Source organism: Sphingobium sp. GW821-FHT02B05, from assembly GCF_059421905.1.
In genome coordinates, this window is record NZ_JBWKVW010000001.1 from 1,153,059 (window position 1) to 1,178,711 (window position 25,653).

At 63.4% G+C, this 25,653-nt stretch carries 37 protein-coding genes, 4 tRNA genes and 2 pseudogenes; 21 read left to right on the forward strand and 22 right to left on the reverse strand.

Annotated features, from left to right (window positions below; translation table 11 throughout):
- Positions 1-103: 103 nt before the first annotated feature.
- Positions 104-691, forward strand: a complete 588-nt coding sequence (locus tag AC07UX_RS05770; RefSeq protein WP_495190998.1) for a 5-formyltetrahydrofolate cyclo-ligase — start codon at positions 104-106, stop codon at positions 689-691.
- Positions 688-924: a DUF2842 domain-containing protein gene (locus AC07UX_RS05775; RefSeq protein ID WP_495190999.1), complete on the forward strand. Its 237-nt coding sequence runs from the start codon at positions 688-690 to the stop codon at positions 922-924. The genes AC07UX_RS05770 and AC07UX_RS05775 overlap by 4 nt, the downstream gene beginning before the upstream one ends.
- A 31-nt stretch (positions 925-955) precedes the next feature.
- On the opposite strand, the gene AC07UX_RS05780 is transcribed toward AC07UX_RS05775, so the two are convergent.
- The 4 genes from AC07UX_RS05780 to AC07UX_RS05795 all read right to left on the reverse strand — a co-directional run bounded on the left by AC07UX_RS05780 (position 956) and on the right by AC07UX_RS05795 (position 2,544).
- Positions 956-1,032: transfer RNA gene (locus AC07UX_RS05780), tRNA-Asp, on the reverse strand.
- Between the two features lie 80 nt (positions 1,033-1,112).
- Positions 1,113-1,189, reverse strand: a tRNA-Asp gene (locus tag AC07UX_RS05785).
- A gap of 81 nt (positions 1,190-1,270) precedes the next feature.
- Positions 1,271-1,347, reverse strand: a tRNA-Asp gene (locus AC07UX_RS05790).
- A gap of 42 nt (positions 1,348-1,389) precedes the next feature.
- Positions 1,390-2,544, reverse strand: a complete 1,155-nt coding sequence (locus AC07UX_RS05795) for an AI-2E family transporter (RefSeq protein ID WP_495191000.1) — start codon at positions 2,542-2,544, stop codon at positions 1,390-1,392.
- A 208-nt stretch (positions 2,545-2,752) separates the two neighbouring features.
- On the opposite strand from AC07UX_RS05795, the gene AC07UX_RS05800 reads away from it, so the two are divergent.
- Positions 2,753-3,202, forward strand: a complete 450-nt coding sequence (locus tag AC07UX_RS05800) for a hypothetical protein (RefSeq protein ID WP_495191802.1) — start codon at positions 2,753-2,755, stop codon at positions 3,200-3,202.
- A gap of 43 nt (positions 3,203-3,245) precedes the next feature.
- Here the strand turns inward: AC07UX_RS05800 and AC07UX_RS05805 are convergent, their stop codons facing one another.
- The 4 genes from AC07UX_RS05805 to thyA form a co-directional block, all read right to left on the reverse strand.
- The gene (locus tag AC07UX_RS05805; protein ID WP_495191001.1) at positions 3,246-4,580 is read right to left on the reverse strand and encodes a dihydrolipoamide acetyltransferase family protein; all 1,335 of its coding nucleotides are present in this window, start codon (positions 4,578-4,580) and stop codon (positions 3,246-3,248) included.
- Positions 4,581-4,585: 5 nt separating this feature from the next.
- A complete protein-coding gene (locus AC07UX_RS05810) occupies positions 4,586-5,590 on the reverse strand; it encodes an alpha-ketoacid dehydrogenase subunit beta (protein WP_495191803.1) in 1,005 nt (334 codons plus the stop codon).
- 95 nt (positions 5,591-5,685) lie between these two features.
- A complete protein-coding gene (locus AC07UX_RS05815; RefSeq protein WP_495191002.1) occupies positions 5,686-6,981 on the reverse strand; it encodes a 3-methyl-2-oxobutanoate dehydrogenase (2-methylpropanoyl-transferring) subunit alpha in 1,296 nt (431 codons plus the stop codon).
- 141 nt (positions 6,982-7,122) lie between these two features.
- The gene (gene thyA / locus AC07UX_RS05820; RefSeq protein ID WP_495191804.1) at positions 7,123-8,061 is read right to left on the reverse strand and encodes a thymidylate synthase; all 939 of its coding nucleotides are present in this window, start codon (positions 8,059-8,061) and stop codon (positions 7,123-7,125) included.
- A 159-nt stretch (positions 8,062-8,220) separates the two neighbouring features.
- Between thyA and AC07UX_RS05825 the strand changes: the two genes are divergently transcribed.
- Together AC07UX_RS05825 and AC07UX_RS05830 are read left to right on the forward strand one after the other, a co-directional pair.
- Positions 8,221-8,520, forward strand: a complete 300-nt coding sequence (locus tag AC07UX_RS05825; protein ID WP_495191003.1) for a JAB domain-containing protein — start codon at positions 8,221-8,223, stop codon at positions 8,518-8,520.
- A gap of 115 nt (positions 8,521-8,635) precedes the next feature.
- A tRNA-Pro gene (locus AC07UX_RS05830) sits at positions 8,636-8,712 on the forward strand.
- 6 nt (positions 8,713-8,718) lie between these two features.
- Here the strand turns inward: AC07UX_RS05830 and AC07UX_RS05835 are convergent.
- From AC07UX_RS05835 to AC07UX_RS05900, 14 genes are all read right to left on the reverse strand, one after another.
- Positions 8,719-10,029 (reverse strand): hypothetical protein, encoded by a 1,311-nt coding sequence (locus tag AC07UX_RS05835; RefSeq protein WP_495191004.1) that lies wholly within the window; start codon positions 10,027-10,029, stop codon positions 8,719-8,721.
- Between the two features lie 151 nt (positions 10,030-10,180).
- On the reverse strand, positions 10,181-10,681 hold the full coding sequence (locus AC07UX_RS05840; RefSeq protein WP_495191005.1) for a hypothetical protein: 501 nt from the start codon (positions 10,679-10,681) through the stop codon (positions 10,181-10,183).
- Positions 10,678-11,076 (reverse strand): hypothetical protein, encoded by a 399-nt coding sequence (locus AC07UX_RS05845; protein WP_495191006.1) that lies wholly within the window; start codon positions 11,074-11,076, stop codon positions 10,678-10,680. The genes AC07UX_RS05840 and AC07UX_RS05845 overlap by 4 nt, the downstream gene beginning before the upstream one ends.
- A complete protein-coding gene (locus AC07UX_RS05850; protein ID WP_495191007.1) occupies positions 11,069-11,308 on the reverse strand; it encodes a hypothetical protein in 240 nt (79 codons plus the stop codon). The genes AC07UX_RS05845 and AC07UX_RS05850 overlap by 8 nt, the downstream gene beginning before the upstream one ends.
- Positions 11,305-11,646 carry a hypothetical protein gene (locus tag AC07UX_RS05855; RefSeq protein ID WP_495191008.1) on the reverse strand — a complete coding sequence of 114 codons (342 nt, stop codon included), beginning with the start codon at positions 11,644-11,646 and terminating at the stop codon, positions 11,305-11,307. Before AC07UX_RS05855 ends, AC07UX_RS05850 begins: the two co-directional genes overlap by 4 nt.
- Positions 11,639-11,938 (reverse strand): MarR family transcriptional regulator, encoded by a 300-nt coding sequence (locus tag AC07UX_RS05860; protein WP_495191009.1) that lies wholly within the window; start codon positions 11,936-11,938, stop codon positions 11,639-11,641. The genes AC07UX_RS05855 and AC07UX_RS05860 overlap by 8 nt, the downstream gene beginning before the upstream one ends.
- On the reverse strand, positions 11,931-12,152 hold the full coding sequence (locus tag AC07UX_RS05865; RefSeq protein ID WP_495191010.1) for a hypothetical protein: 222 nt from the start codon (positions 12,150-12,152) through the stop codon (positions 11,931-11,933). The genes AC07UX_RS05860 and AC07UX_RS05865 overlap by 8 nt, the downstream gene beginning before the upstream one ends.
- Entirely contained in the window at positions 12,145-12,735 is a 591-nt protein-coding gene (locus tag AC07UX_RS05870; RefSeq protein ID WP_495191011.1) for a sulfotransferase, read from the reverse strand. Before AC07UX_RS05870 ends, AC07UX_RS05865 begins: the two co-directional genes overlap by 8 nt.
- Positions 12,735-13,067, reverse strand: coding sequence for a hypothetical protein (locus tag AC07UX_RS05875; protein ID WP_495191012.1), 333 nt, complete (start codon positions 13,065-13,067; stop codon positions 12,735-12,737). Before AC07UX_RS05875 ends, AC07UX_RS05870 begins: the two co-directional genes overlap by 1 nt.
- Positions 13,064-13,213 (reverse strand): hypothetical protein, encoded by a 150-nt coding sequence (locus AC07UX_RS05880; protein WP_495191013.1) that lies wholly within the window; start codon positions 13,211-13,213, stop codon positions 13,064-13,066. Before AC07UX_RS05880 ends, AC07UX_RS05875 begins: the two co-directional genes overlap by 4 nt.
- Positions 13,210-13,452 (reverse strand): hypothetical protein, encoded by a 243-nt coding sequence (locus tag AC07UX_RS05885; protein ID WP_495191014.1) that lies wholly within the window; start codon positions 13,450-13,452, stop codon positions 13,210-13,212. Before AC07UX_RS05885 ends, AC07UX_RS05880 begins: the two co-directional genes overlap by 4 nt.
- Complete coding sequence (locus AC07UX_RS05890) at positions 13,443-13,901, reverse strand: hypothetical protein (RefSeq protein ID WP_495191015.1); 459 nt, start codon at positions 13,899-13,901, stop codon at positions 13,443-13,445. The genes AC07UX_RS05885 and AC07UX_RS05890 overlap by 10 nt, the downstream gene beginning before the upstream one ends.
- Positions 13,902-14,011: 110 nt before the next feature.
- Positions 14,012-14,413, reverse strand: a complete 402-nt coding sequence (locus tag AC07UX_RS05895) for a hypothetical protein (protein ID WP_495191016.1) — start codon at positions 14,411-14,413, stop codon at positions 14,012-14,014.
- Between the two features lie 5 nt (positions 14,414-14,418).
- Positions 14,419-15,174 (reverse strand): S24 family peptidase, encoded by a 756-nt coding sequence (locus AC07UX_RS05900; RefSeq protein WP_495191017.1) that lies wholly within the window; start codon positions 15,172-15,174, stop codon positions 14,419-14,421.
- Positions 15,175-15,221: 47 nt separating this feature from the next.
- Between AC07UX_RS05900 and AC07UX_RS05905 the strand changes: the two genes are divergently transcribed.
- The 16 genes and pseudogenes from AC07UX_RS05905 (at position 15,222) to AC07UX_RS05980 (ending at position 25,653) form a co-directional block, all read left to right on the forward strand.
- Positions 15,222-15,467, forward strand: a complete 246-nt coding sequence (locus AC07UX_RS05905) for a hypothetical protein (protein WP_495191018.1) — start codon at positions 15,222-15,224, stop codon at positions 15,465-15,467.
- 55 nt (positions 15,468-15,522) lie between these two features.
- Positions 15,523-15,762: pseudogene (locus AC07UX_RS05910) on the forward strand (DUF2312 domain-containing protein); the annotation flags it as partial.
- An 87-nt stretch (positions 15,763-15,849) separates the two neighbouring features.
- Positions 15,850-16,044, forward strand: a pseudogene (locus tag AC07UX_RS05915) (DNA translocase FtsK); the annotation flags it as partial.
- 113 nt (positions 16,045-16,157) lie between these two features.
- Positions 16,158-16,862, forward strand: coding sequence for a DNA-methyltransferase (locus AC07UX_RS05920; RefSeq protein ID WP_495191019.1), 705 nt, complete (start codon positions 16,158-16,160; stop codon positions 16,860-16,862).
- Positions 16,863-17,005: 143 nt separating this feature from the next.
- A complete protein-coding gene (locus tag AC07UX_RS05925; RefSeq protein WP_495191020.1) occupies positions 17,006-17,284 on the forward strand; it encodes a hypothetical protein in 279 nt (92 codons plus the stop codon).
- Between the two features lie 54 nt (positions 17,285-17,338).
- Positions 17,339-17,689, forward strand: a complete 351-nt coding sequence (locus tag AC07UX_RS05930; RefSeq protein WP_495191021.1) for a hypothetical protein — start codon at positions 17,339-17,341, stop codon at positions 17,687-17,689.
- Positions 17,686-18,741, forward strand: coding sequence for a DnaA N-terminal domain-containing protein (locus AC07UX_RS05935; RefSeq protein ID WP_495191022.1), 1,056 nt, complete (start codon positions 17,686-17,688; stop codon positions 18,739-18,741). The genes AC07UX_RS05930 and AC07UX_RS05935 overlap by 4 nt, the downstream gene beginning before the upstream one ends.
- 17 nt (positions 18,742-18,758) lie before the next feature.
- Entirely contained in the window at positions 18,759-19,196 is a 438-nt protein-coding gene (locus AC07UX_RS05940; RefSeq protein ID WP_495191023.1) for a hypothetical protein, read from the forward strand.
- Entirely contained in the window at positions 19,193-19,927 is a 735-nt protein-coding gene (locus AC07UX_RS05945) for a terminase small subunit (protein ID WP_495191024.1), read from the forward strand. The genes AC07UX_RS05940 and AC07UX_RS05945 overlap by 4 nt, the downstream gene beginning before the upstream one ends.
- Complete coding sequence (locus AC07UX_RS05950) at positions 19,920-20,078, forward strand: hypothetical protein (RefSeq protein ID WP_495191025.1); 159 nt, start codon at positions 19,920-19,922, stop codon at positions 20,076-20,078. The genes AC07UX_RS05945 and AC07UX_RS05950 overlap by 8 nt, the downstream gene beginning before the upstream one ends.
- 45 nt (positions 20,079-20,123) lie before the next feature.
- Positions 20,124-21,629 carry a terminase gene (locus AC07UX_RS05955; protein ID WP_495191026.1) on the forward strand — a complete coding sequence of 502 codons (1,506 nt, stop codon included), beginning with the start codon at positions 20,124-20,126 and terminating at the stop codon, positions 21,627-21,629.
- A 59-nt stretch (positions 21,630-21,688) separates the two neighbouring features.
- Positions 21,689-21,877, forward strand: a complete 189-nt coding sequence (locus AC07UX_RS05960; protein ID WP_495191027.1) for a hypothetical protein — start codon at positions 21,689-21,691, stop codon at positions 21,875-21,877.
- Positions 21,877-23,556, forward strand: coding sequence for a portal protein (locus AC07UX_RS05965; protein ID WP_495191028.1), 1,680 nt, complete (start codon positions 21,877-21,879; stop codon positions 23,554-23,556). The genes AC07UX_RS05960 and AC07UX_RS05965 overlap by 1 nt, the downstream gene beginning before the upstream one ends.
- Positions 23,553-23,864, forward strand: a complete 312-nt coding sequence (locus AC07UX_RS05970) for a hypothetical protein (RefSeq protein WP_495191029.1) — start codon at positions 23,553-23,555, stop codon at positions 23,862-23,864. Before AC07UX_RS05965 ends, AC07UX_RS05970 begins: the two co-directional genes overlap by 4 nt.
- Positions 23,824-24,630, forward strand: coding sequence for a hypothetical protein (locus AC07UX_RS05975; RefSeq protein WP_495191030.1), 807 nt, complete (start codon positions 23,824-23,826; stop codon positions 24,628-24,630). The genes AC07UX_RS05970 and AC07UX_RS05975 overlap by 41 nt, the downstream gene beginning before the upstream one ends.
- Before the next feature lie 3 nt (positions 24,631-24,633).
- Positions 24,634-25,653 (forward strand): major capsid protein, encoded by a 1,020-nt coding sequence (locus AC07UX_RS05980; RefSeq protein ID WP_495191031.1) that lies wholly within the window; start codon positions 24,634-24,636, stop codon positions 25,651-25,653.

The window sequence follows — 25,653 nt, forward strand, 5'->3', positions numbered from 1 at the left end:
ATGGTCCCCACCTGACGTTGAGGCGTCAGAGGATATTCCAGCACACGGCCGAGGCGGTCCCGTCACCCTGCCCCAGCCCCTCTTCCGGTCCGATAAGGTCATCATGAGCGACGATACACCCGCCGCCGACAAGAACAGCCTGCGTGCCATCGCACGGCAACGGCGCAGCGGCTTCGTCGCCACGCTGGACCCGCTGGCCCACCGGCTGGCGTTCAAGGCCATCCCCTCCCCACTGGCCCGCCGGGTCGCCGACGCGCGGATCGTGGCGCTCTATATGGGGTTGGATGACGAGGCACCCGCGCAGCGGATGGCCCCGCAGTTGCAGGCGATGGGCATAGTCGTCGCCTTGCCGCGCGTCCTCGACCGGCTGGGCAGCATGGATTTCCTGCCTTGGGAGCCTGAGGATCATCTGGTCCCCGGCCTGTTCCGCACCAGCCATCCAGAGCCGAAGGACGGCCCTGTCGCACCCGATGTCATCATCGCGCCGCTGGTCGGGTTCGACCGCGCGATGAACCGGCTGGGTCAGGGCGGCGGCTATTATGACCGGGCCTTCGCCCGCTTCCCCGATGCGCTGCGCGTCGGCATCGCCTGGTCCGCGCAGGAGCTGGACACCGTGCCCGCCGATCCATGGGATCTGCCGCTGGACATCATCATGACCGAAGTCGAACTGATCGAAGGACCGGAGCTATGAGCATAGACCCGCGTCATTATCACCAGCCAAGCTGGCGCAAGCCTGTCGGCATGCTGGCGATCGTGGCACTGATCGCGCTGTGGGCCATCATGGTGGGCAGCCTGTCCGGCCTGATCGGCGCGCTGCCCATGTGGGCGCAGGTGCCGGTCTATGTCGTGCTGGGGATCGTGTGGATCTGGGTCTTGCCGCTGCGGCGGCTGCTGGCCTGGATGGAAACCGGGCGCTGGCGCTGATATCCCTATTCCCACCGCCTTATCGAAGCGGTGGCGCGAGTGACGGGGCTCGAACCCGCGACCTCCGGCGTGACAGGCCGGCACTCTAACCAACTGAGCTACACCCGCGTAGGCGCTGCATCCTTATCGACCCACGGGGCCGCCAGATGATGCAATATCCGGGAAAATCACCCTCCGGTCAAGGAAGGTGGCGCGAGTGACGGGGCTCGAACCCGCGACCTCCGGCGTGACAGGCCGGCACTCTAACCAACTGAGCTACACCCGCGCAGGGCGACATCTTTTGCGGTTTTTCAACCGCCAGACGATGCAGTCTGGAACACCATATCCACCCTCCGGTCAAGGAAAGTGGCGCGAGTGACGGGGCTCGAACCCGCGACCTCCGGCGTGACAGGCCGGCACTCTAACCAACTGAGCTACACCCGCGTTTGGTGTGGAAGCGCCGTCTATGAGCGTCCTGCGATGCTGTCAACCGTCCGCAACATCAGTTTCCTCTTTCTCGTCATTTTCTTTGCGCGGCGACACGGTCAACGTGCCCTGCTCGAACAGGAAACCGGCAATATCCGGGGTACCGGCGGCCGACACGACCGTCTGGATGATGATCAGCAGCGGCACCGCCAGCAACGCGCCGGGCGTGCCCCACACCCATCCCCAAAAGGTCAGCGACAGGAGAATCAACAACGGGTTCATCGTCAGCCGCCGCCCCAGCAAGAGCGGGGTGATGACATTGGCCTCCACCAGATGGAAGCCGACCTGCAACCCGGCCGGCAACAGTGCGACATAGACGTCGTCGAACACCATCAGGCCGCCCAGGGCCAGCAGCACGGCGGCCAGCATCGGCCCGAAATAGGGCACGAAATTGAGCAGCGCCACGATCCCGCCCCACATCAGGGGCGAAGGCATGCCGATCAGCCATAGGGCAACCGCCACGGCCAGCCCCAGCGACAGGTTGATGATGGCGATGGTGATGACATAGGCCGATGTCGCATCGACCACATTCTGGATCACCCGCGCGACCGCCATGGCGCCATCGAAACTGCCCCGGCTATTGATCGTGCGCCGCCGCAGCCGGGTCCAGCCGGCGAGGAAGAAATAGATGATGAGCAGCGCGAACACCATCTGGATGATCGCAGAGGGCGCCGATGTGGCGGCAAATTGCAGCAGGGACCGTGGCGCCTCCACCGCGGCCGTTTGCGCCGCGGCCACCGGGCCGGTCGCCAGCATCTGCACGGTTTCGTCCACGAAGCGCTGAAGATTGGCATAAAAATCGATCAGCGGCGCCAGGTTCGCCTGAATCTGCGGCAGGCGCTGCGGCAGTATCACGAACCATTCGGTCGCCGGCACGACGATCAGGACCAGCGCCGTGTTGGCGACAACCAGGAAGCCCACGACCGCGATCAGCGCCGCAAGTCCCGACGGCAAGCCGCGCCGCTCCATCCATTCCAGCAGCGGCACCAGGGCGATGGCGACGACCAGCGCGGCCGTCAGCGGCAGGAAAAACTCCGCCCCCGCCCGCAGCGCAAAGGGCAGCGCCAGCAAAAGGCCGATACCCGATGTCAGCGCGATCGACGCCAGCAGCCGGTCGCGACGCCGGTTGACCTCTTGCAACTCCGTCAATGGCACGCCCGATTCCCCTTTCGTTCACCCCCGATGTGCGCTGCCGACGGCCAAGCGTCAATTTACAAAGGGCGTCGGCATGGCTCCACGCAAGGAAAAGAAAGGCTTAACCAAATATTTGCGCTCGGTTGCTATAGGCTGGCGCCAAGGGGACGAAAGAACGGGGAAGAGTATGACGCGCAGGCTTCTGGCCTGGCTTGCCGGGGCGGCGGGCATGGCGACCGGCATTACGGGCGGAATGACGGGCGTGGCGATCGCTCAGCCTGCGATGCGCCTCGACACGCAGATGTTCGTGGAACGGGTGTCGACCGACATTAACGGCCGCGCGCGCCGCATATTGGCGAGTGCCGACCGGGTCAGTCCGGGCGATACGCTGATCGTCATCGTCCACTGGCGCAATGACGGCAGCCACGCGCTGCGCGATTCCGCCATTATCCGGCCGGTGCCACGCGGCATCCGCCCGGACCTGAGCGACCCGGCCATGATGGTGTCCGTCGACGGCGGCAACCATTGGGGACGGCTGGACCAGATATGGCTCCCCACGCCGCTGGGCGGCGTGCGCCGTGCCGTAGCCGAAGATGTGACCCATATACGCTGGCAATTGCCCGATATGGTACAGCCCGGCCGCGCCGGCCGCCTGAGTTATCGCGCGGTCATGCGCTGAACGGGCAAGCGGGCGCCATCGCGCCGCCCGCCTGCCCTTCCAATCAATCCACGAACAGGAGGGCCGGCGCCTCCAGCAGCTTGCGCACGGCCTGCACGAAGCTGGCCGCGTCCCATCCATCGACGACGCGATGGTCGCAACTGATAGACAGGTTCATCAACTTCGCCGCGACGACCTCCTTGCCCCCCATCTTGTTGGTAACGAAAACAGGGCGTTCGATCACGCGGTTCGGACCGATGATCGCGACTTCAGGCCGGTTGATGACCGGCGTCGTCGCAATGCCGCCCAGCGGCCCCAGCGACGTCAGCGTCAGGGTGGAGCCGGACAGTTCTTCCGACCTGGCCTTGCCGCTGCGCGCGGCGTCGGCAAGACGACGGATTTCGCTTGCCAGCTGCCACACATTGCGATCCTGCGCGTCGCGGATCACCGGCACCATCAGGCCGGCGTCGGTCTGCGTCGCCAACCCCAGATGTACTGCCCCATGGCGCGTCACCACGCCCGCTTCGTCGTCATAGCGCGCGTTGAGCATCGGGAAGTCCGGCAGCGCCTTGCACAGCGCCACGATCAGCAGCGGCAACATGGTGAGCTTCGGACGGTCGCCCCGATGGGCGTTCAGTTGCTCGCGCAACGCTTCCAGCGCCGTCACGTCGATTTCCTCGACATAGGTGAAGTGCGGAATGGCGCGCTTGGACGCCGCCATATTCTCTGCGATGCGGCGGCGCATGCCAATGACCTTGACCGCCTCGTCCGCGCGCCTGGCCGACCGTCCGGCCGGGCGATAGCCCTGGCCCTGCCCATAGAGAAGATAGGCGTCGAGGTCCGCGTGGCGGATATGATCGCCGGCAGGCTTCACCTGCGACAGATCGACGCCCAGATCCTTGGCACGGGCGCGCACGGCGGGCGAGGCGAGGATGGGTTCTGCGTGGGCAGCCGGCGTCCTCTCCCCCCCGTCCGGGCTGAGCGAAGTCGAAGCCCGCTGCTGAACCGAAGGCGAAGCAATCTCATTTTCGGGTCGGCCCGGCCCTTCGACAGGCTCAGGGCGAACGGATGATGACGCCACATCTTCAACCACCGCCTCGCCCGGCACTTCCGCCTCGATCGTTTCGACCGATGGCGGCGGCGCAGCAGGGGCCTCGCCTTCCACCTCGATCTCCACCAGCATCGCGCCGATGGACACCTGGTCGCCCGGTTCGCCGGCGAGGCGCACGATCGTGCCCGCGACGGGGCTTTCCATTTCGACCGTCGCCTTGTCGGTCATCATGTCGGCGATCGGCTGGTCTTCCTCGACCCGGTCGCCTGCCTTGACGTGCCAGCCGACGATTTCGGCCTGTGCGATGCCTTCGCCGATATCCGGCAGCTTGAACGTGAAAAGAGCCATGGCGCTCAGTCCTTCATGATCTTGTTGATAGCTTCGCGGATGCGCACGGGCCCTGGGAAATAGGCCCATTCCAGACTGTGCGGATAGGGCGTGTCGAAGCCGGTGACGCGCTCGATCGGCGCTTCGAGATGATAGAAGCAACGCTCCTGCACCTGGGCGAGCAATTCGGCTCCAAAGCCGGAAGTGCGGGTCGCCTCGTGCACGATCAGGCAGCGACCGGTCTTGCGCACCGATTCCTCGATCGTATCGATGTCGAGTGGCACCAGGCTGCGCAGGTCGATGATCTCGGCATCGACGCCATGCGCCGCCACCGTATTTTCCACCACATGGACCATCGTACCGTAGCACAGGATGGTCAGCGCCTGCCCTTCCCGCGCGATCCGCGCCTTGCCCAGCGGGATGCGATAATAGCCGGCCGGCACCTGCGCATCCGCATGCCCCGCCCAACTTTTCGCCGGCGTATCATAATGGCCGTCGAACGGGCCGTTATAGATGCGCTTGGGTTCGAAGAAGATGGTCGGATCATTATCCTCGATCGCGGCGATCAGCAGCCCCTTGGCGTCATAGGGGGTGGACGGGATCACCGTCTTGATCCCCGAACAATGGGTGAAGATGCCTTCGGGCGACTGGCTGTGCGTCTGCCCGCCGAAGATGCCCCCGCCAAAGGGCGACCGCACCGTCATCGGCGCGATGAACTCGCCGGCCGACCGGTAGCGCAACCGCCCCGCTTCCGACACGAGTTGATCCAGCGCGGGGTAGATATAGTCGGCAAACTGGATTTCCGGCACCGGCCGCAACCCATAGGCGCCCATGCCCACCGCCACGCCGATGATCCCGCATTCGGTGATCGGCGTGTCGAACACGCGGTTCTTGCCATATTTCGCCTGAAGACCGGCGGTGGCGCGGAACACGCCGCCGAAAAAGCCGACATCCTCGCCCATCACGACCACCGTGGGATCGCGATCCATCATGACGTCCATGGCGCTGTTGATCGCCTGGATCATGTTCATCTGCTGCACGTCGCTGCGCGCTTCCTGCATGGTCATATCGCTCGCAGCCTCTGATCCGGTCGCTTCGCTCGCAGCCCTTGATTCGATCGCTTCGCTCACAGGCCTGCCGCCTTCCATTCGTCCAGCATCTGCTGCTGCTGTTCCTTGAGGTGCCGGGGCATCTCTTCGAACACATCCTCGAACATCGATTCCATCGGGTGATGCAGGCCATGACCCAGGATGCCGTTCTTCTCCGCCTCGCGTGCGGCGTCGCGGACCAGTTCGGCCAGTTCCCTGTCCATCGCGGCGTGGCGATCCTCGTCCCAGATGCCCAGCGCGATGCAATGCGCCTTCAACCGCGCGATCGGGTCGCCCAGCGGCCAGAGGCTGCTTTCCTCGGCGGAGCGATAGGCCGTCGGATCATCCGACGTGCTATGCCCTTCGACGCGATAGGTGAAATGCTCGATCAGCGTCGGCCCGCCATTGGCGCGTGCCCGGTCGGCGGCCCAGCGCGTCGCGGCATAGACGGCCAGGATGTCATTGCCATCGACCCGCAGGCCGGCAATGCCATAGCCCACGGCGCGCGCGGCGAAGGTCGTGGCCTCCGCTCCTGCGAAACCTGAAAAACTGCTGATAGCCCACTGATTATTCACGACATTCATGATGACCGGCGCACGATAGACGCTGGCAAAGGTGCAGGCCGAATGGAAATCGCCCTCCGCCGTCGATCCTTCCCCGCACCAGGTCGCCGCGATGCGCGTGTCGCCCCGCGCCGCGCTTGCCATCGCCCAGCCCACCGCCTGCGGATATTGAGTGGTCAGGTTGCCGGAAATCGAGAAGAAGCCCGCCTCCCGCGCCGAATACATGATCGGCAACTGGCGGCCCTTCAGCCGGTCGCCGGTGTTGGAATAAATCTGGTTCATCATGTCGACGAGCGGCCAGTCGCGGGCGAGCAGGATGCCCTGCTGGCGATAGCTGGGGAAACACATGTCATCGCGCGCCAGCGCCAGCGCGGCGCCTATCGACACCGCTTCCTCCCCGGTGGACTTCATGTAGAAGCTGGTCTTGCCCTGCCGCTGGGCGCGGAACATGCGTGCGTCGAACGCACGGGTCAGCGCCATGTAGCGCAGCATCCGCAACAGCGTGTCAGGCGGCAGCTTGGGGTTCCAGGCTCCGACGGCCGCGCCATCTTCATCCAGCACGCGGACCAGCCCATAGGCCAGGTCGCGCATTTCGCCGGGCTGCGACGCTTCGTCGGGACGCGGCGCCGCATCGGCGGCGGGAATGTCGAAATGGGTGAAGTCTGCGCTTTCGCCGGGCCGTGCGGGCGGCTCTGGCACATGCAGGCGCAACGGCGGAAGATTCCGCCCGGCCTGCCCTTGCGTGACGCCTGATCCGATCGGATCGCTCATCCTGCCTCCTATGGTGCATTGCAATAATATTGCTTGCGGTAATTATTAAATTACAACACCACGAAAGGCAAGCCCTCCTTACCCATTGTTCCTCGTCGCCATGCGTTGCACCTGTCCAACTCGCTGTCTCATCGACAGCCTTCAGACAGCGACCGGCGCGGAAATATGGGCCTGCGGCGCGTAATCGCTCACTTCGAAATCTTCGATGCGATAATCGAAAATAGTCGAAGGCCGCCGATTGATCCGCAATTTCGGTGTGCCGAACGGAATCCGCGACATCTGCTCCTCCACCAGATCGGCGTGGTTGAGGTAGAGATGGACGTCGCCGCCCTGCCAGACCACTTCGCCCGGCTCCAGATCGCATTGCTGCGCCAGCATCCGGGTCATCATCGACAGGCCGAAGATGTTGAAGGCAAAGCCAAGGCCTAGGTCGCAACTGCGCTGGAACAACAGGCCGTTGAGGCGCCCGTTGGCGACCTGAAACTGATAGGTCATGTGGCAGGGCGGCAGCGCCATCTGCGCGACTTCGGCCACATTCCAGCCGGTGAAGAGCAGCCGGCGCGACCCCGGCGTGGTGCGAATTGCATCCACCAGCCCGGCAATCTGGTTATGCCCCTGCGCCGCGCGGCGAAACAAGCCGTCGCCCGCCGGTTCGTAACGCGGCCAGTTCACCCATTGCGCGCCATAGACCGGACCCAGATCGCCCCATTGACGAGCGAAATCATCGTCCGCAATGATTCGCGCCTCGAAGGCGTCGCGATCGATGTCCTCACCGGTCGCCTTGCGATAGGCGTCGAGCGGCCAGTCGGTCCAGATATGCACATTCTGCTTCACCAGTTCGCGAATATTGGTGTCGCCGGTCAGGAACCACAGCATTTCCCGCGCCGCGACCTTCCAATAGACGCGCTTGGTCGTCAGCAGGGGGATCGCATCGTCCGCCAGCGAGAATCGCATCGTCGCCCCCAGGATCGACCGCGTGCCCACGCCGGTACGATCGACCCGTTCATCGCCATGGCGCCAGATATGCCGCATCAGGTCCAGATATTGCTGCTCATAATGGGGGGCGGACGAAGTAGGCATATCGGTCAAGGCAGGTTCCTGAGCATGCGAGTCTGGATAGGCCGGCTGTAGCCCAGCGCCGGCGCTGCGCCAATCTTGCGCGACCATCCGATGCCCACTCCACCATAATGGACCAGCTTGTGCTGGCATGTCCCCTGCCCGTTCCGTCATGCTGCCGCCATGACGGATCGCAGCACCTTCCTGCTGGCGTTGCTCGATGCGGACTGGCGACCGAACGGCGTCATTCCGCTGCAACCCGACTGGCGCGGCACATTCAGCCGGCTGCTGGCGACGGACGGCCGCTGGCTGGCGCTGATCCAGCAACGGGCCGCTCACATATCCTGCCTGCCCCGCCCGGACGACATCATGCTGACCCGTCTCCTCGCTCGTCGCCTCCGCCCGCTCGACATGCAGCTTGCCGACCATGTCATTCAGGCCGGCGACGCCCGTTTCAGCTTCCGCGCGGAAGGGCTGCTCTGATGATTTTGCGATCATTGCAAAAAAACGTCATTGCCCGCTTGCCAGCCCACAAACCCCTCTCTATAGGCGCACTCCTGCCTTACGGGGCCGCCCACAAAGCGGTTTCGGCATCGGTCGGGGAATAGCTCAGCCTGGTAGAGCACTGTCTTCGGGAGGCAGGGGCCGGAGGTTCGAATCCTCTTTCCCCGACCAACTTTTCTAAGCATTTCGTCCTCCATGGATGATCTTAAGTCCGGTGTGGTTCCGGTGAAAGGCCCCAGGAGCCTTCACCTCGATCTCGTCGATAATCTGCTCGGTGACTGCGAGCGCATTGGTCAGATAACCCGCCTCGAACGCCGCATAGATGTCGGACGTTTTCGAGTGCACGCGGTGGCCCAGCATCATCTGACCTTCCACCCACAAAGCCTCGCCTAGACGGCTGCGCGCCAGCTTAGCGATGGACCGGCGAATCAGTTTCTGCCCGGTCTCGCCATCACGCGGCAGGCGCAGCTCGTCCTGCATCGCCTCGAATGCAGTGCGAATAGACTTGGGCCCGACATAGAAGCCGACCGGCGCCGCCTTCAGGTGCTCCACCAGCTGGATCGCTACAGGTACGACCGGCCGGTATTTCTTCGTCTGCGGTCGGCCGCGCTGGTTGAGGGCCAGCGCCCGGATGTCCGGGTACCACTGACGGCGCTCGGGATCGGTCGAGACGTCATAGGCAGCGTCGGGCCTGCACCAGGTCGCCACGCTCACCCGGAGGAAGCGCAGGAGCGCCTCCCGGAACGCCAGCTGACGATCATAGGCTTTGTCGCTCGTTCCGGCTGGTCGCGGCGGCCGGAGGCAGTAATTGAACATCTCGGCCAGCTTGCCGATGTCGGCGCGGTACGCCGGCGTCTCGCTCACCTCGTCCGGCTTCTTTGCCTGAAACGCGGCTGCATAGGGCGTATCGCCCCGGCCGTTGGCATGATTGATCGCGGCGCTGAGCGCGCGGACAGATCCTTCCACCGTCCCTGCGCTGCGATCGCCGAGCACCTTGCCCGCCGTCGACACGACCGGCACCTCGAAAGCCCAGTCGCGGAAATCGTCGATCCATTCCTCGTTGACCTGGTCGCACGTCACATCGAGCCTATCTGTCTCGATCAGATAGTTCGAAACATGGGCCAGCCGCGCCTTGATGGAGGTGAGCGACGGCTTCTTGCGGACCGAGATCAGATAGTTGGACATGGCGTCAACGAGGGCGTGCGGTGGTGCGCCGACAATCAGCTGTCCGCATTCGTCGCAGATGCGCTGTCCCCGCTCGCGTTCGAGGAAGAGGGCGTCGAGCCGCTCCTCTGCCTTCCCGACATCCTGAGTGCGCGTCGAGCGCGACCGGAGGCGTCCTTTGTCACCGTCGTACCAGAAGATGTAGAGATTGGGGGAGCGGAGCGAGCCGTCGGAGCGACGGTCACGGGCGAGCCAGTATTTTGGGCCTCCGAGACGGGTTGTCCCCCTGGAATAGAGCGGCTCTTCATCGTGCGGGTTACGCATTGTTCTCTCAGCATTTTAGCATTTTCGGTCTGGACGAGGTCGTTGACGCCGATCGCGACGAGCAGATCGAGGTCGTTTGCTTCGAGGCGGATGCCCCGTCCATTGAGGATGGCGCGCTGCATCCTCTCGGCAATTTCGGGGAGGGCGGCGCTCATGTCGCTTCATCCACGGCTGGACCGGCCGAGACGGGCATCCAGTGGGTGAACGGATCATGCTCGCCGCCGACGAACTCGCCGAACGTCGAGCAAATCCAGCCCGGCTCTTTGATGCTGTGCCAATCGCTGTCGCAATACTGGCCCATTTCCCCGCACTCGTGTGGCGGGAAGCCCCAATAGACGGTTTCGCGACTGCCATCGCGCCACACATCGATCGTCGTCCCGTTCGTCGGCGCAGTCTCGATCGGCCGCCAGCCATCCCAGTGCGCATTAAGCACCTCGGCCACGCGTTTTGCGATCTTCTCCGGCTCGCCCGCATAGAACGATACGACCAGCGCCGGAAACATCATGCTCAGCGTCGTGCTGCCGTCGTCGTTCTTACGCGGCGGATTCTGATAGTGGACGGCATAGGTCGCCTCCTTCAGATCTTCCCGCGTGAGGTTGCGCAGGTGCGAGGTTGTGCTGACTGTCCAGCAAACATGCGGTTCGTCGGTCATGCCGCCTCCTGCATCGATACGAGGGAAATCAGATCGCCGATCGTCCGCGCCGCCAGCACGTCGGCATCCGCGATCGGCGTGCCGTGCAGGATCTCCAGATGAAAGGCGATCCACAGGCGGCGGAAGTCGGTCGTGCGCAGCACAGCGCCATCGTCGGCCAGCTTGACCGGGATGTAGAGGTGCGCGGCGATGATGACGCGCGCGGCGTGCAGCTCGTCCACGCCAGCGTCCCACGCCTTGCTTATGAACGCCATCGGCTGGCGCTCGCCATCACGGTTGCACTCGCGACAGAAGCCTGCCTCCGCGCACTTGCCAGTCATCCACTTGCCATCGTTCTGGAGATACTCGTGGCGAACGTCGATCCAGTCGCGGCGGACACGGACATGCTCAGACATCGGCTGGCTCCTCGAACGTCATCGCGATCTGCGCGGCGTCGGTGAAATGGCCCGCCATCGCTTCGAGGATGCGGACGGCCTTCTTCATCGACGCGGCACGGCGGTGCTTGTCCTGCTTGCGCATCCGGGCGGAGTCGCGCAGCACCTTGCGGCCGACCAGATGCATCGTGTTGCGCTCGCCCCAGGCAGGCGCGTCGATGATGGCGGCGATGGTCTGGGCGAGGTCGCTCACTGGACTGCACTCCCCTGCGATCCCGCCGACATGGCCTGATACCAAGCGAAGGTTGCGGCGCCGATGAAGCGCTCAAACATGTCCTCCGTCATCGCCTCCGGGCCACCGCCAGACGAGATGAACAGCCCAGCGAAGCCGACGAAGCCGCCGGTAATAACATCAGCCACCGGGTTTTCGCGGTCTCGCCGCTTCACGCCCTTTTCAATACGGCGAAGGAAATAGTGGCATATCGCTCGACGCTCGGCGTCGCACTGCTCATCGTGCTCACTGGAGCCAAACACGCCCCAATCTTCGGGCTTGCCGATGAATTTGAACGGGTCGATCTTGAGGTCAGACATGCCGCGCCTCCCCAATCGAAGCCCGGAACGCCCTGCCCGCGTCCGTCACATGGATGAAGCAATCGCGCTTGTCGGTGCCCTTCTTGCGCTCCAGCAGCCCGTCCCGCTCCATGCGGTCCAGCGCGCGTGTGATAACGGGCTTCTCCACCTTGATCGCGGCGGCCATCTCCTTCACCCGGAGCGGCTCCACGGCGTCGGCCGCCACGCCGATGATGGCGAGCTGGCGGATCGTGAGGTCCATGTAGGCGGGCGACGTGACGAAGGTCATCGCCTGGTCGATGAGGTTAGACATGGGCTGGCTCCTCGGGTTGAAAGACCACGATGCCGGGGACCGCGACAAGCGCCGGGGCCGGATGAGGCGAGAGGCTATTCCACAGCGCGCGCAATGCAGCATCGACCTCGGCCTGCGTAGACCGGATCGGCATCATGACAGTGCCCAGATAGAATGGTTTGCGGTTTGGATACTGGCAGTGAGCCGACCATGCGCGGTTGATCTGGTCAGCCATGGGCAATCAGCTCCAACTCGAGCATGTGGGGCAGACAGGTGGCCGGACGCCGGCGGACGCATCGCGCCATCTTCTCGACGTCCAGCGGCTGGCCACGATAGGTCTGCACCCATGCGGCGATGGCGCGGGCGGCTCCCTCAGGATCGTGGATCAGGTTTTCGAACGGCATGCTGAGATACCTCCCGTCGCCGATCTTCATCATGGCAAGCCTTGCACTGTCGGTGTCGTCACGGACGGACGCTTCCATGGCTTTGCGAGCCTTCCGGTTGTTCGTCATTCCCAGCAGCTTGAGCATGCTCTTCGCCTGCTCTCGCGGATTGCGGGTTAGGAAGATGCAACGATAGTCGAGACCGAACGGCGGCCGGTTCAGATGAGGATCGAGCAGTTTGACCGCCCTGCCCTTGCACGTGTTGTAGAACTTGCGCTGCGCTTCGGTGTCCTTGGGATCGAGCAGCACCGAGACGGCATCCTCGAAATCAGGATAGGTGCCGACGCACGGCGCGCCGGCGGCGGCGAGCATCTGCATGACAAGCGAGGATCCGCACCGGCCGAGGCCTGCGACGATGATGGTGGGGCTAGCCATCAGAACGGGATCTGATCGCAGCGCGAGCACATGCAATCAGCCGAATGGGCACGAGCATAATCCTCACGCTCAACACGCTTCGCTCGAACCCGCGAGGCGGGAGCCATCACGAAGACATCGCTCTCGGGATGGAGGCGAGCGACCCGCTCAGCCTCCCGCTCGGCATAGTCACGCTCGAAATGCTTCTGAACAGGCGCGTCGCCGGTGGGCCGCCAGACCATGAAGAAAGGCGGCTCCTCCTCAACCTCCGGCGTCACCGTGACGACAGGATCTGTCATGAGCCGGCGCATGCGGAGGAAGCGCGTCAGAGCGATATCGGCAAAGTTGATCATCGGCTGGCCTTCCAGAACTGCCACCAGCGCGGGCGGCGGGGTTGCTCCATCGGCAGGATGGGACCGCGCGTGCGCTGCGCCTGCCATTGCGTCTGCGGCGCGGTCGTGAGCGGATCGCGGCCGTGATTGGTGAAGCGAGCGGTCACGACGGCGCGCCGCTGCGGCTGGCCTCAAAGGCGGCCATCGCCTCAAGCGCCTGCTCCCGCGCACCAGCCGCGCCGATCGAGAGCGCGAGGCCGTCCGCCAGATCCGCGTCGACGGTGGCGGTCAGCAGGCGGTCGAGCGCGCGGGCCAGCAGGGTCGGGACATCGCCGACGATCGGGCCGGGCGACACGGGCGCAGCGGTACCGAGCACACGCTGGACGGGGAAGGCGATCACATCCACGGCTGGATGTCCTTCGCGATCGCGTAGAACAGCAGGCCAATGGCGGCGGCGCCGGAGAAGATCATCACCGCCTCGTGCCAGAGATTGGCGTTCCACAGCATGGAGATATGCCGCGCGCGATATTCAGGGGTGCCGACGGTCAGGGCGGCGGGCGCAGGTACCGCGTGGCCATGCTGGCGCAGCAAGTCCTCGCACCAGGCGATCACGCCGTCGGGCTGATATTCCGGCATGCCCAGTGCGATGGCCAGCCGTTCAAGGCGCAGCCATGCGTCGTCGAAGCTGGCGCCGACAGACAGGTCGGACAGGTCGGTGAACGACTGGACGTCAGCGAGGAAGTTGGCGAGCCAGTCCAGCTCAAGCGCGGTGACGTCGTCTTCGATGTCGAGCACGGGCGCGAGCGGCGGTGCGGCCGGAACGCGGAGCGTGTTATCGGTGATGAGAGCGAGCATGTGGCCTCCCGTTGATTACGGGAGAAGAATTAGTTGGATGTTTCCTACCTGTCAACGCGAAGTTGGATTTAACCTACTTATAATTCCTACGACGTTGTTTTGTCTCGGATCTATCCTTCGCTGCGCACATTGTCCCTAAGCACTGCTGCCTCGTGGTCTGCATCTTCATGGGTCATGAACCCGTTTTCGGCCAAGGCCTTCAACGCCGCCAAAGCGATGCCGCGATAACTCACCCCCATCATGCCCAGTGTCCCGCGATAAATGTGGTGGCGACCAGACGATGCTTCCTCCGCGCCTAAGCGCATAGCCGCGTAGAGCACAGAGTTTGTCGCATCGATGTCTTTAGGACCGAGAACGACATGGCGATACGCGGGACGGTAGATTTGCGCGCGCAAATCACGTCTTAAGAGATCCCAAGCGATCTGGTCTGCAAAGATTTCATCAACTGAACCAAGCGCCCGGATCAGCCTTTTCTGCGGCTGGCTAGGGAAGATGCGGTTGAATAAAGACATGCGGACTAGGCGTAATCGTCTGCTGTCAACACGCGGTCTATCCGCAAGACGTCCGACATCGGAATGCGAAACACCTTCGCAGGGGTGTATTGCTCCAACTCGACATGCTGGGCAGTGCGTTTCACCAGCCGCTTCACTAGGACGCAGCGCGCAGTGCTGCCATCGTCCGACTCATCCACGGGGCGGAGGTATACGACCACGTCATCGCCGACGCGCAACGGCGCTTCATACTGGGCAAAGAGGAAGGCCCCGTCGCGATGCGCGGGATACATGGACGAGCCTTGAACATACAAACCATAGACGCGCTCAACCCCATTTGTGATGGGTGGCCGCTTCCGATACTCAATCACATCCCCCGAATTCAGCATCGTTTGTTCGATTGCCTCCCCATCAATCACTCGTTCTGCGCCAAGCGCTGTTCCAAAGACCGGGCAGTCCCCCCGGACACGCTCCAGTGATTGCCCTTCAAATCTGACAGGCTCGGCGTTTGAGGCTGGCCGAACGGCTGGGCCAGTTAGATCGGAGACAGATTTGCCGATGTAGGCCAGGAGCTTCTCCAGATTGTCGCTGCGAATGCTTCCATCGCCGCCCTTCATGTTGGTGAAGAACGCTTTGTTCAGACCGGACTCAGTGGCCCACTTCGTCTCAGCGAGCTTTGGCGGCTTCAATGCCATCAGCATCTCGTAGAGCGCCCTGCCACGCGGGAAATCAGCATTATTCATGTTGGATTTTTCCCACAAACGCGGGTCTGTTTCGAGCATGATCTTTCCAACTTGTAGGGTAGGATTTATCCGTTTATGTAGGATTTATGGAACAGGCACTTTTGACCGACGCGGAGATGCTCCGACGCATTGAGGAATTCTGCGTCGAGAACTCGTTGCCCCCTTCCACGTTCGGCCGGCTGGCCGTCGGTGACAGCAATTTAGTGACCGGATTGAAGAAGGATCGTTCGATCACGCTTCGCACAGGTCAGCGGATCGTCGAGTTCATGCAGAATTACGACCCAGCCGCCATCTCGCCTAGCGAGCCCGCAAGGACATTTCCAACAGATTAACCATCTTTTGTTCACTTAACGTTCTTTTTCATCATTTCACTTTGCGGAGCACATCATGTCTGAGGGTAGCGTAGCAGCGGACCAGCTCCGCCTTTTCATCGAGCGCATCGAGCGGCTGGAGGAAGAGAAGAAGGGTATCAACGACGATATCAAGGACGTCTATCTGGAGGCGAAGGCCACCGGGTACGACGCCAAGATCATGCGTCAGATCATCCAGCTGCGCAAAATGGAGCCACATCACCGGCAGGAAATGCAGGCGGTGCTGGAAACCTACCTGTCCGCGCTCGGCATGGAAGACGGCCCCGGCCGCCAGCAGGATATGTATCAAGGGCATGACGGTCGGCCTGATCCTTCTACGCCCGCCCCTGCCCCTAGCGCCAGTGATGCGGAGTTGTTCGAGACTGCCCTCTCCCTTGTCATCGAACATCAGAACGCTTCGACCTCATGGCTCCAGCGCCAGATGCGCATCGGCTATAACCACGCGGCGCGGCTGGTCGAGGATCTGGAAAAGCGCGGTGTCGTCGGTCCGCCCAACCATATTGGCAAGCGCGATATTCTCATCGCGCGCGGCGGTGACGTGCAGGCGTCCATGCAGAAGTTGCGAGATCTTTGCGCCAAGAACGATGCATCCATCTCCATGAGCATAGACGGCGGGCCGATGATCCCGATCGTGGAGCGGGCGGCTGGCTGATGCTGGACACCGTCACCCCCACTGTCGTCACGATGGCGCGCGCGACGCTCTACCTTGCGGACGCCTATGTGATGCTGCCCCGCCTCGGCTGGGTGGATGCGATTGTCACCGACCCGCCCTATGAGTTTAGGGCGGAAGGCGGCGGGCACTATCGCGCCCAGCGCCAGGGCATGGACCAGATCCTCGACGAGGGCCTGGCCGATGGCTTCGATCACACGATCGTCAATCCGCTGCTCTGCGGCGCGGCCGTCGTGTTCTGCCACAATGACCAGCTGCCCAAGCTCCTGCCTTATCTGGACGGCAGCTTTGAGCGGCAGGCGCTGTGCATCTGGCGGAAGAAGAACCCCCAGCCGGTGGCGAACAAGCATTACCGCCCGGTAATGGAGATCTACATCCATGCTTGGAACCGTGACTTCCATCCACGCGGCACGTTGCTGGAGCTCGATCGCGAGATCGTCGCCATGTCGCCACGCGGCGATGCGAAATTCGGCCATGCTACGGTGAAGCCGGACGAGGTGATGGACAAGATCATCACCAACGTCGCCGGCGAGGTCATCTGCGATCCGTTCATGGGCACCGGTTCCACCGGCGTCGCGGCGGTGAAGGCCGGCCGCCGGTTTATCGGGATCGAGCACAATCCCAAGCATTTCGCCACCGCCGTCGAGCGGCTGCGCAAGGCGCACGAGGATCATGTGCCGCCGTGACAAGCTACCCCTGTCGAATGTTCCACCCAGACGGCCGCGTCGGCCTGGGCACAAACAAGGACACGATGTCCGTCCGGGCGGTCCGGTAACGCCGCCCAGCCGGGGCAAGCGGTTTCGACAGGGGGGCATAGACGCCGCAAATCGTGACCACCTACGCGCATTATCCTGAGGAGATCATCATGACGGACGCTGCTTTCGATCCGCCGCCTACCGAGTTCACCGCTGAGCAAATGGGTACCGACGCGATCCTGCGCTACTTCCATTATTCGCACCTGCCGGCCGTCCTTCAGGCCGCCTCGCGTCCGTTCTGCGAGCTCGCCCGCCACATCGTCGAGACGCTGCCCCGCAACCCGGAGCGGACTGTCGCCCTGCGCAAGCTGCTCGAAGCCAAGGACGCGGCTGTCCGCGCCAACGTCAACTGACATCACCGGAGGGCGGTCCAGCACCGCCCCGAGGATGAGATCAGCGGGTGCATCATGATTATCGAACTGCCCTTTCCTGCGCCGATCCTGTGGCCCAATGGTCGCGGGCATCACATGCGCAAGCATAAGGCGACCAAGACCCACAAGGGTTGGGCGCGCGTGGCTGCGCTGTCGAAGCGCGCAGACGCGCCGGCAGGCGAGCAGCTGCGCCTCGTCGTCACCTTCCACTGCAAGCCGGCTGGCCCGCTGCCCGACAAGGACAATGCCGGGGCAAGCATCAAAGCCTATCAGGATGGCATTGCCTGGGCGCTCGGCGTCGATGATCGCCATTTCGGCCAGCCTGTCGTCCAGTTCGGCGATCGCGCCAAATATGGTAAGGTCGTGATCGAGGTCGTGGGAGGATGAGCATCAAGCTTATGAACGTCGTGATGGGCGACGGCATGGACTTCATGCCGACCACCGAGCGCTATGTGCTGCTGGTGTTGGCCGATGCCGCGAACGATGACGGCGTGACGTGGATTCCGATCAAGGGGCGCGCCGACAAGCGCAGCATCATGAAAAAGACGTCTCTGTCGGAGCGGGGCGTGCAGAACTGCCTGCGGGCGCTGGAAACCGACGGGCATATCAGCCGCGACGAGCGGCCGGGGCGCGGTGTCGTCTATACCGTCCACCCCCGCACGAGGTGCACCCCCGCACAGGATGCACCCGCTGCATCGGGCAGAGTAGAGAATGCGGCACCGGTGCACGACGTGCACCCCCGAACAGCGTGCACCGGTGCATCTGGTGCGCCTACCCCCGCACGAGGTGCACCCAAACCATTTAATAACCCTTCTACCCCCTTAGAACCTAACGGTTCTAATCCCCCCCAAGGGGGTGGAAGCGATGAGGTTTCATCGAAAAAGGCTGGTCGTGGGGAGCGTATCCCCTGCGACTGGATAGCTCCTGCCATCGCCGATCTGCCGCCGCGAGCTCAGGCCAAGGCGCGACAGTGGCCAGCCGGTGCGTACGAGGCTGAGGCCGAAGCGTTCCTGAATTTCTGGCTTGCAGAAGGCAGGGCCGGCGCGCGCAAGCTCGACTGGAACCGCACCTGGTGCAACCGCATCAACGAGATCACGGGCCGTGTGCTACGCGACGCCAAGGCAGGCGTCCGCCACACCGCGCCAGCCGCCACCGGCCCAGTGCAGCCGGCCAAGGCCCACGACACCAGCCGCGAAAACGGTGCGGCGGCGAAGATCCGCGCCCACGCCAAGGCCAAGCTGGGCGAGCAGGTCTATGCCCAGTGGGTCGGCCCCTGCCGCATGGACATCGAGGCCGGCACGCTCACCGTCGTCGCGGTCAGCAGCTTTGCCGCCGATCATCTGCGCGGCAATTTCGCGAACGAGATCGGGCAGGCCATGCACGCCGTGCTGGGCCCAGATGCGGAGCTTAGGTTCTCGCATGAAAAACCACCAGCATAACGGGGATCGGGTCGAACATGGTCGAGCGTAAACAATATTGTCGCCAGTGCGACGCACGGGTGGCGCTGTCGGAGGCCAGCCGGTGCCCTTCCCGCTTTTGCAAGGCGAAGCAGGACTGGCCCGTCACCTCGGCGCGCTACACCTCGCCCGAGCTGCTCGCCACGGTCTCCGGCGCCGAGCTGGTGATCTGCCAGATCATCTTCCGCGCGGCCGATGGCAATAGTGAGAAGGTCGCGGCGATTCGCGGGTCATCTACCGCGCGCGGATTGTGCGTGCTGCGCATGGCGATCACGTTTGAGGCAAAGCGCCTGGATTATAGCTACCACAAGATCGCCCGTGCCATGAACCGCGCCCACCCTACCGTCATGCACGGCCATCGCATCTCGCGCCGTCTCTATGTCGACGACTCCGATTTCCGCGCCCGCTGCGACGCGCTCTCCGTTGATGCGCCATGAAGGGGCTCGCTGGTAAACAGGCGCGCTTCGTTGAGGAATATCTCGTCGATCTCAACGCCGCCGCTGCCTATCGCCGCGCCGGATATAGCGCGCGCGGCAACTCGGCCGAGGCGAGCGCGTGCAAGCTCCTCAGACATCACAAGGTTGCCGCCGCGATCGCCGCCGCGCAGGCCGCGCGCTCCGAGCGTACGGAGATCACCGCCGACATGGTGCTCCAGCACTGGTGGGAGATCGCCACGGCCAATGCCAACGATCTGATCCAGCTGCGCCGCCTCTGCTGCCGCAATTGCTATGGCATCGACTTCGAGCATCAATGGATCGACGTGGAAGAGTATCTAACGGCGATGAAGGCTGCGGCGATGGTGGAGAATGCCGACCCGCGCACCTTCCCCACCGATATCGGTGGCTATGGCTACAACAAGACGCTGGTACCGCACCGCGACTGCCCCAAATGTTTTGGCGAGGGTCGGGAAGATGTGTTTGCGCACGACACGCGCCACCTGAAGGGCGCCGCCCGCCTTCTCTATGCCGGTGTCGAGATCACGCGCGACGGCATGAAGATCAAGATGCGCGATCAGGACAAGGCGATGGAGAACGTCGCCAAGCATCTGGGCATGTTCAAAGAGAAGATCGAGGTCGATGCCGGTGAGAATATCGCCGCGCTGATCGCAGCCCGCCGCGCCCGGGCCATGGCGCGCACCCGTAGCCAAGAGGAAAAGACAGATGAATGAGGACGATTTTAACGCCATCGATCGCCGCAAGTTCGCCTTGGATAAAGCTGTAGCGACGTCACTCCAGCCCGACCGCCCGAACGACATCGTCGCGCGCGCCGAAGCGTTCGACGCTTTCCTGCGCGGCGACAAGCCTGCGAAGGCTGACTGACGGACATCAATGAAACATGCCCCGTCGACCAGTGACGATGCGCTGTTGGCGGAGGCGATCGGCGATTTTACGCACGATCCGCTAGGTCACGTCCTCTTCTCGTATCCATGGGGCGAGAAGGGGACGCCACTCGAAAAGCATCCCGGCCCGCGCGTGTGGCAGAAAGAGGTGCTGGAAGAGATAGGTGACCACCTATCCAACCCCGAGACCCGCTTTACGCCCTTGATGATCGCCCGCGCCTCGGGCCACGGTATCGGCAAGTCCGCGCTTATTTCCATGATTGCAAAATGGGCGCTCGACACCTGCGACGACTGCAAGGTGGTCATCACCGCCAACACCGAGCCCCAGCTGCGCACGAAGACGATTCCTGAGATCGCCAAGTGGGCGCGCATGGCGATCACCGCCGCGTGGTTCAAGATCACCGCCTCCGCGCTGGCGTCCACCACGCCCGGCCATGAGAAGAGCTGGCGGCTGGACGCGGTCACCTGGTCCAAAGAGAATACAGAAGCGTTCGCCGGCCTTCACAATGAGGGCAAGCGCATCGTCATCATCTATGACGAAGCATCGGGCATCGACGACAAGGTCTGGGAGGTGACGCTCGGCGCGCTCACCGACGCGGACACCGAGATTATCTGGATCGCATTCGGCAACCCGACAAAGAATACCGGCTGGTTCCGCCAGTGCTTCGGCAAACTGCGCAATCGCTGGAAAACCAAGCAGATCGACAGCCGCACGGTAGAAGGCACCAACAAAGCCTATCTGCAAGAGCTGGTCGACACCTATGGCGTGGACAGTGATATCGTAAAGGTCCGCGTTCGTGGCATGTTTCCGTCTGCTTCTTCCATGCAGTTCATAGGCTCCGACCTGGTCGAGGCGGCGCGCTCGCGCGAGCCCGTCGTGCTGCGCACCGATCCGGTGATCTTCGGCGTCGACGTCGCCCGCTTCGGTGATGACCATAGCACGCTCGCGATCCGCCAGGGCCGTGACGCCCGCTCCCGCCCGTGGAAGCGCTGGTACAAAGAGGACACGATGCAGGTCGCCGGCGATATCGCTATCGAGGCTATGAAGTGGCACCCTGATGCGATCATGGTGGACGTCGGCGCCATGGGTGCGGGCGTCATCGATCGCCTGCGTCAGATCCTGCCGGACACGCTGATCGTCGAGGTTGCCTTCGGCGGCAAGGGCCGCGACGCCACATGGTCGGGCAATGTCCGCGTGCGCACGGCGAACAAGCGGTCGGAGATCTGGACGACGATGCGGTCCTGGCTGGAATATGGCGCGATCCCGGACGAGCAGGCGATCGAGGACGATCTGATCGCGCCGGAATATAGCTATGACGCAGACCAGCGTATCCTGCTGGAGCGAAAGGAGCATATGCGGGCGCGCGACGTGGCTTCGCCCGACGATGGCGACGCGCTGGCCTGCACCTTCGCTGAGCCCGTCGCACCGCGTGCCGTGCCTGCCTCGCTCAATCCGGCCAACTACGGCATTGGGCAGAATGGCGATCGCTACGCCGGCGACGACGGCTTTGCAGAAGATCGCTACGCCTGACTTCTACCACCAGCACATTCTTGGCGACGGCCTGCCAGCGTATCTGATTGCGCATGTGCATGCCCAAAGCCCCGAAAGCCACGACCGTCCCGGAGCGCCAGGCTGCGCAGATGCCGGAGAAGGACGCCGCCACCCGATCCACGGATGATGCTCGCCGCCGGCGCGGCTTCTCCTCCCTGATCGTCACCGGCAACACCGCCGCCAGCGCAGCTGCGCCAGCCACGACCACCAGCATCCTCGGCGCGTAATGGCCACGCTGAGCCTGAACCCTCATAAGGAGCTCACGCTCAAAGAGCATGTGAAGGCTCGCGCCACCACGATGCACGCGCTGGTCGATCAGGAAAAGGCCGAGTGGCACGAGATCGCCCTCTATTCGGGCTATCCGATCACTGAGGGCCTGATCTCCAATCAGCAGGGGCGCAGGCGACCCAAGTCCCGCCCGCTATATGACGGCCATTCGATCCGCGTCTTCCGCTATGTCGAAAGCGGCCTCTACTCAGGCAACAGCTCGCCCAACCGCCCATGGTTCAACTTCGCCCTGAAGCGCGATCGCGGCGGACAGTCTACCGCCACCCAAGCCACCAAGGTCTGGTTCGGCTCCTGCGTTGGCGTGCTGTCGATGATCTTCGCCGGCTCCAACTTCTATCGCGTCGTCCGCTCCAATTATGGCCAGCTCGGCCGCTTCGGCAACGCCGCGGCGATCATGGACGATGACGATGAGTTCGGCATCAACTGCATCGGCCTCAAGATTGGCGAGTTTGCCTGCGATGTGAACCGCAAGGGCAAGGTCGACACGTTGCTGCGCTGGGTAATGATGACCACCCGCCAGCTGGTCGATGGCTATGTCCGCCAGCCTGACGGCGGCATGGACTGGTCGGCCGTGGATCAGTCGGTGCGAACAGCCTGGAACGCCTCCAGCTACACCGCGACGTTCCTTGTCTATCACCTGATCGAGCCGAACACGGAATATCGCGAACGCGGCTGGGGCGCGGCAGGCATGAAGTGGCGGTCGGTCAAGTGGATGGCCTGCGACACTGACAAGAGCCGCCTGCTCGAGCATCGCGGCTATATGGAGCAACCCTTCTGGGTCGCGCGCTGGGCGGTCGATGGCACGGACGTCTGGGCGACCGGCCCCGGCCGCGACGCCTTGCCCGACATGCGCGAGCTTCAGGCCCAGTCCAAGCGCAAGGGCGAAGTGACCGACATGGTCGTGAAGCCACCGACGCAGGGGCCGCGCGACTTCAAGATGCGGCCAGGCCAGCATACCGCACTCGCCAGCGTGGACGCGGGCAAGGTCGAGGTCGTTTACGAAGCGCCCTATCAGGCGATCAACCTCGTTGGTGCCGACGTGCAGGAGTGCCGCCGCGCGATCAGTGAGGCGACCTATGCCGATCTGTTCATGGCTATCACCGAGCGCGATGGCGTCCAGCCCTTGAACGATCTCGAAACCCAGCTGCGCAACGACGAGAAGATGACGCAGCTCGGCCCCGTCATCGAGAGCATCAACGTCGATATGCTCAAGGTCGCAGTCGAGCGTGCCTTCGGAATCGCGCTGCGCGGTGGCCTCTTCCCTCTCCCGCCCGAGGAGCTGGAAGACGAAGAGATCGATATCGAGTTCATATCGGTGCTGGCGCAGGCCCAGAAGATGATGGGTGCGGGGCAGACCGAGCGCTCGCTCGCCTTTGTCGGCGCGGTTGCCCAGTTCCAGCCGGATGCGATCGACCTGGTCGACGGCGATGCGCTGGTCCGTGATCATTGGGAGCGCAGCGCAGCGCCCGCCGTCGGCATGCGCGATCCGTCCGTGGTCGACCAGATACGCGCCCAGCGCCAACAGCAACAGCAGCAGGAACGCATGGCCGCCATGGCCCAGCCGGCAAAGGCTGGCGTCGAGGCCGCTGCCCTCCTCAATGAGATCGGCCAGCAATGAGCAGGCAGGTCGAAGAGCAGGAGCTGCGCGACCTGGTAGAAGTTCGGGCTTTTCGTCGATTTCTTTTCAGGATCGTCGAAAGCGCCGGTATCGCCATCCCAGCCACCAAGGACGACACGTCCCTTCGATTGGAAGGAAAGCGCGCCTTGGGGTTGGAAATTCTCGGATGGGTCGAAGCGGCACTGCCGCATGCGACGGGAAGCGCGCAGCCGCTGGCCGCGATCCACCTCGCCATATCCGAGGCTCTTGCCCCCAAGGAGAAACCTAGTGCTCGTCGAAATCGATATGAAGATCAGTCGGAGGAGTAGCCTCCTCAGCCGCACGGCGATGACGCCGATGGAGCGCCGTCACGGCCGCTTCATGCGTGCGCCTGACCATGATGCGGGCACCGGTGGCGGTGATACGCCTGCCGCCGATCCGGGTGCGGACGCTCCCGCTGATCCCGCGCCTGATAACACGTTGCTCGGCGGCGATCCGGCACCCAAGCCTGATCCTGCGCCTGACGCTGATCCGGAAGGAGGTGATCCCAAATCTCCCGAAGAGGGAGGCGATAAGGATGAAGATCCTGCCGCCTCCCTTCTCGGTGCACCCGAAAAATATGAGTTCGACCTGGGCGAGGGCGTGACCTTCGACCAGGAAGCGTTCGACGCATTCGAGCCGGTCCTGCGCGACATGGACCTGAGCCAGGACGCCGCAAGCAAGCTGCTCGGCGGCTATGCTGAAAAGGTGCTGCCGGTCCTGCAGCAGCGCGCGGAGACGCAGGCGGCAGAAGCCGGCCAGCAGCTCGTCGCCGACTGGGCCAAGGAAACGCTGGCGGACAAGGAAGTCGGCGGTTCACGGCTGGAGGAGAGCAAGGCGCTCGCTGCCCGCACGATCTCGCGCTTCCTCCCCGACGACGCGGAAGGTCAGCAGTTCCGCACCTTCCTCAATGAATCAGGCCTCGGCAATCACCCCCAGATGATGCGCATGCTGTCGCGCATCGGGCGCGATCTTGCCGAGGGCAAAGCAGATCCGGGAACGGGGGGCGGCCGTCCCCTGACCTCGGAAGAGAAATTCTACGGCCGGAAAGGGTAATTAATGGCTGTTCTCGCATCTAATGTTCCGACGCTGATCGACATCGTCAACCAGCTCGCGCCCGATGGGTCGCAGCTGGAAATCGCCGAAGTCCTCAAGCAGACCAATCCCATCCTGGAAGACATGACCTGGATGGAAGGCAACCTTGTCACCGGCCATAAGGACAGCGTCCGCACCTCGCTGCCCGAAGGTAGCTGGCGCGCGCTGAACGCGGGTGTGCCGATCACCAAGGGCAGCACCACGCCGATCGAAGAAACCTGCGCGCTGCTCGAAGACTATAGCCAGGTGGACGCGGAAATCGCCAAGCTCTCGGGCAATGTCGACGGCTATCGCCTCAAAGAGGGACGTGCGCATATTCAGGGCAACGGCAATAAGATGGCCCGCACCCTGATGTACGGCAACACGGCCGCCGGCGATGGCTTCACCGGCTTCGCCAACCGCTTCAACACGCTCAATGCCGCCAATGACCAGAAGGCCGGTCAGGTGCTCGACTGCGCTGGCTCGGGCACGAAGCTGCGCTCGATCTATCTGATCGGATGGAGCCACGACACCGTGACCGGCATCTTCCCCAAGGGCAGCATCGGCGGCCTCCAGCACGAAGATGTCACCACGCCGGGCGCTGGTACCGACAGCATGGTGCTGCGCGACGGTGCCGGTAATCCCTACCAGGGTTATATGGATCACTGGGTCTGGCGCACCGGCCTGATGGTCAAGGACTGGCGCTATGTCGTGCGTGCCGCGAACATCGACCTTGACCAGCTGGTCAAGAACAAGGCGACCGGCGCCGATATCGAAGACATCATGACCCAGATGGTCGAGATGATCGAAAGCCTAGAGGGCGTTCGTGCTGCGTTCTACATGCCGCGCGAATTGTCCGCCATGCTTCGCCGCCAGATGAACAACACGAAGGGCACGTTCCTCTCGTGGGATGACGCCGGCGGCAAGAAGGTCATGAACTTCGGCGAGGTGCCGGTCCGCCGCACCGACGCGCTGAAGGTCAATGAATCGCGCGTCACCGCGTAA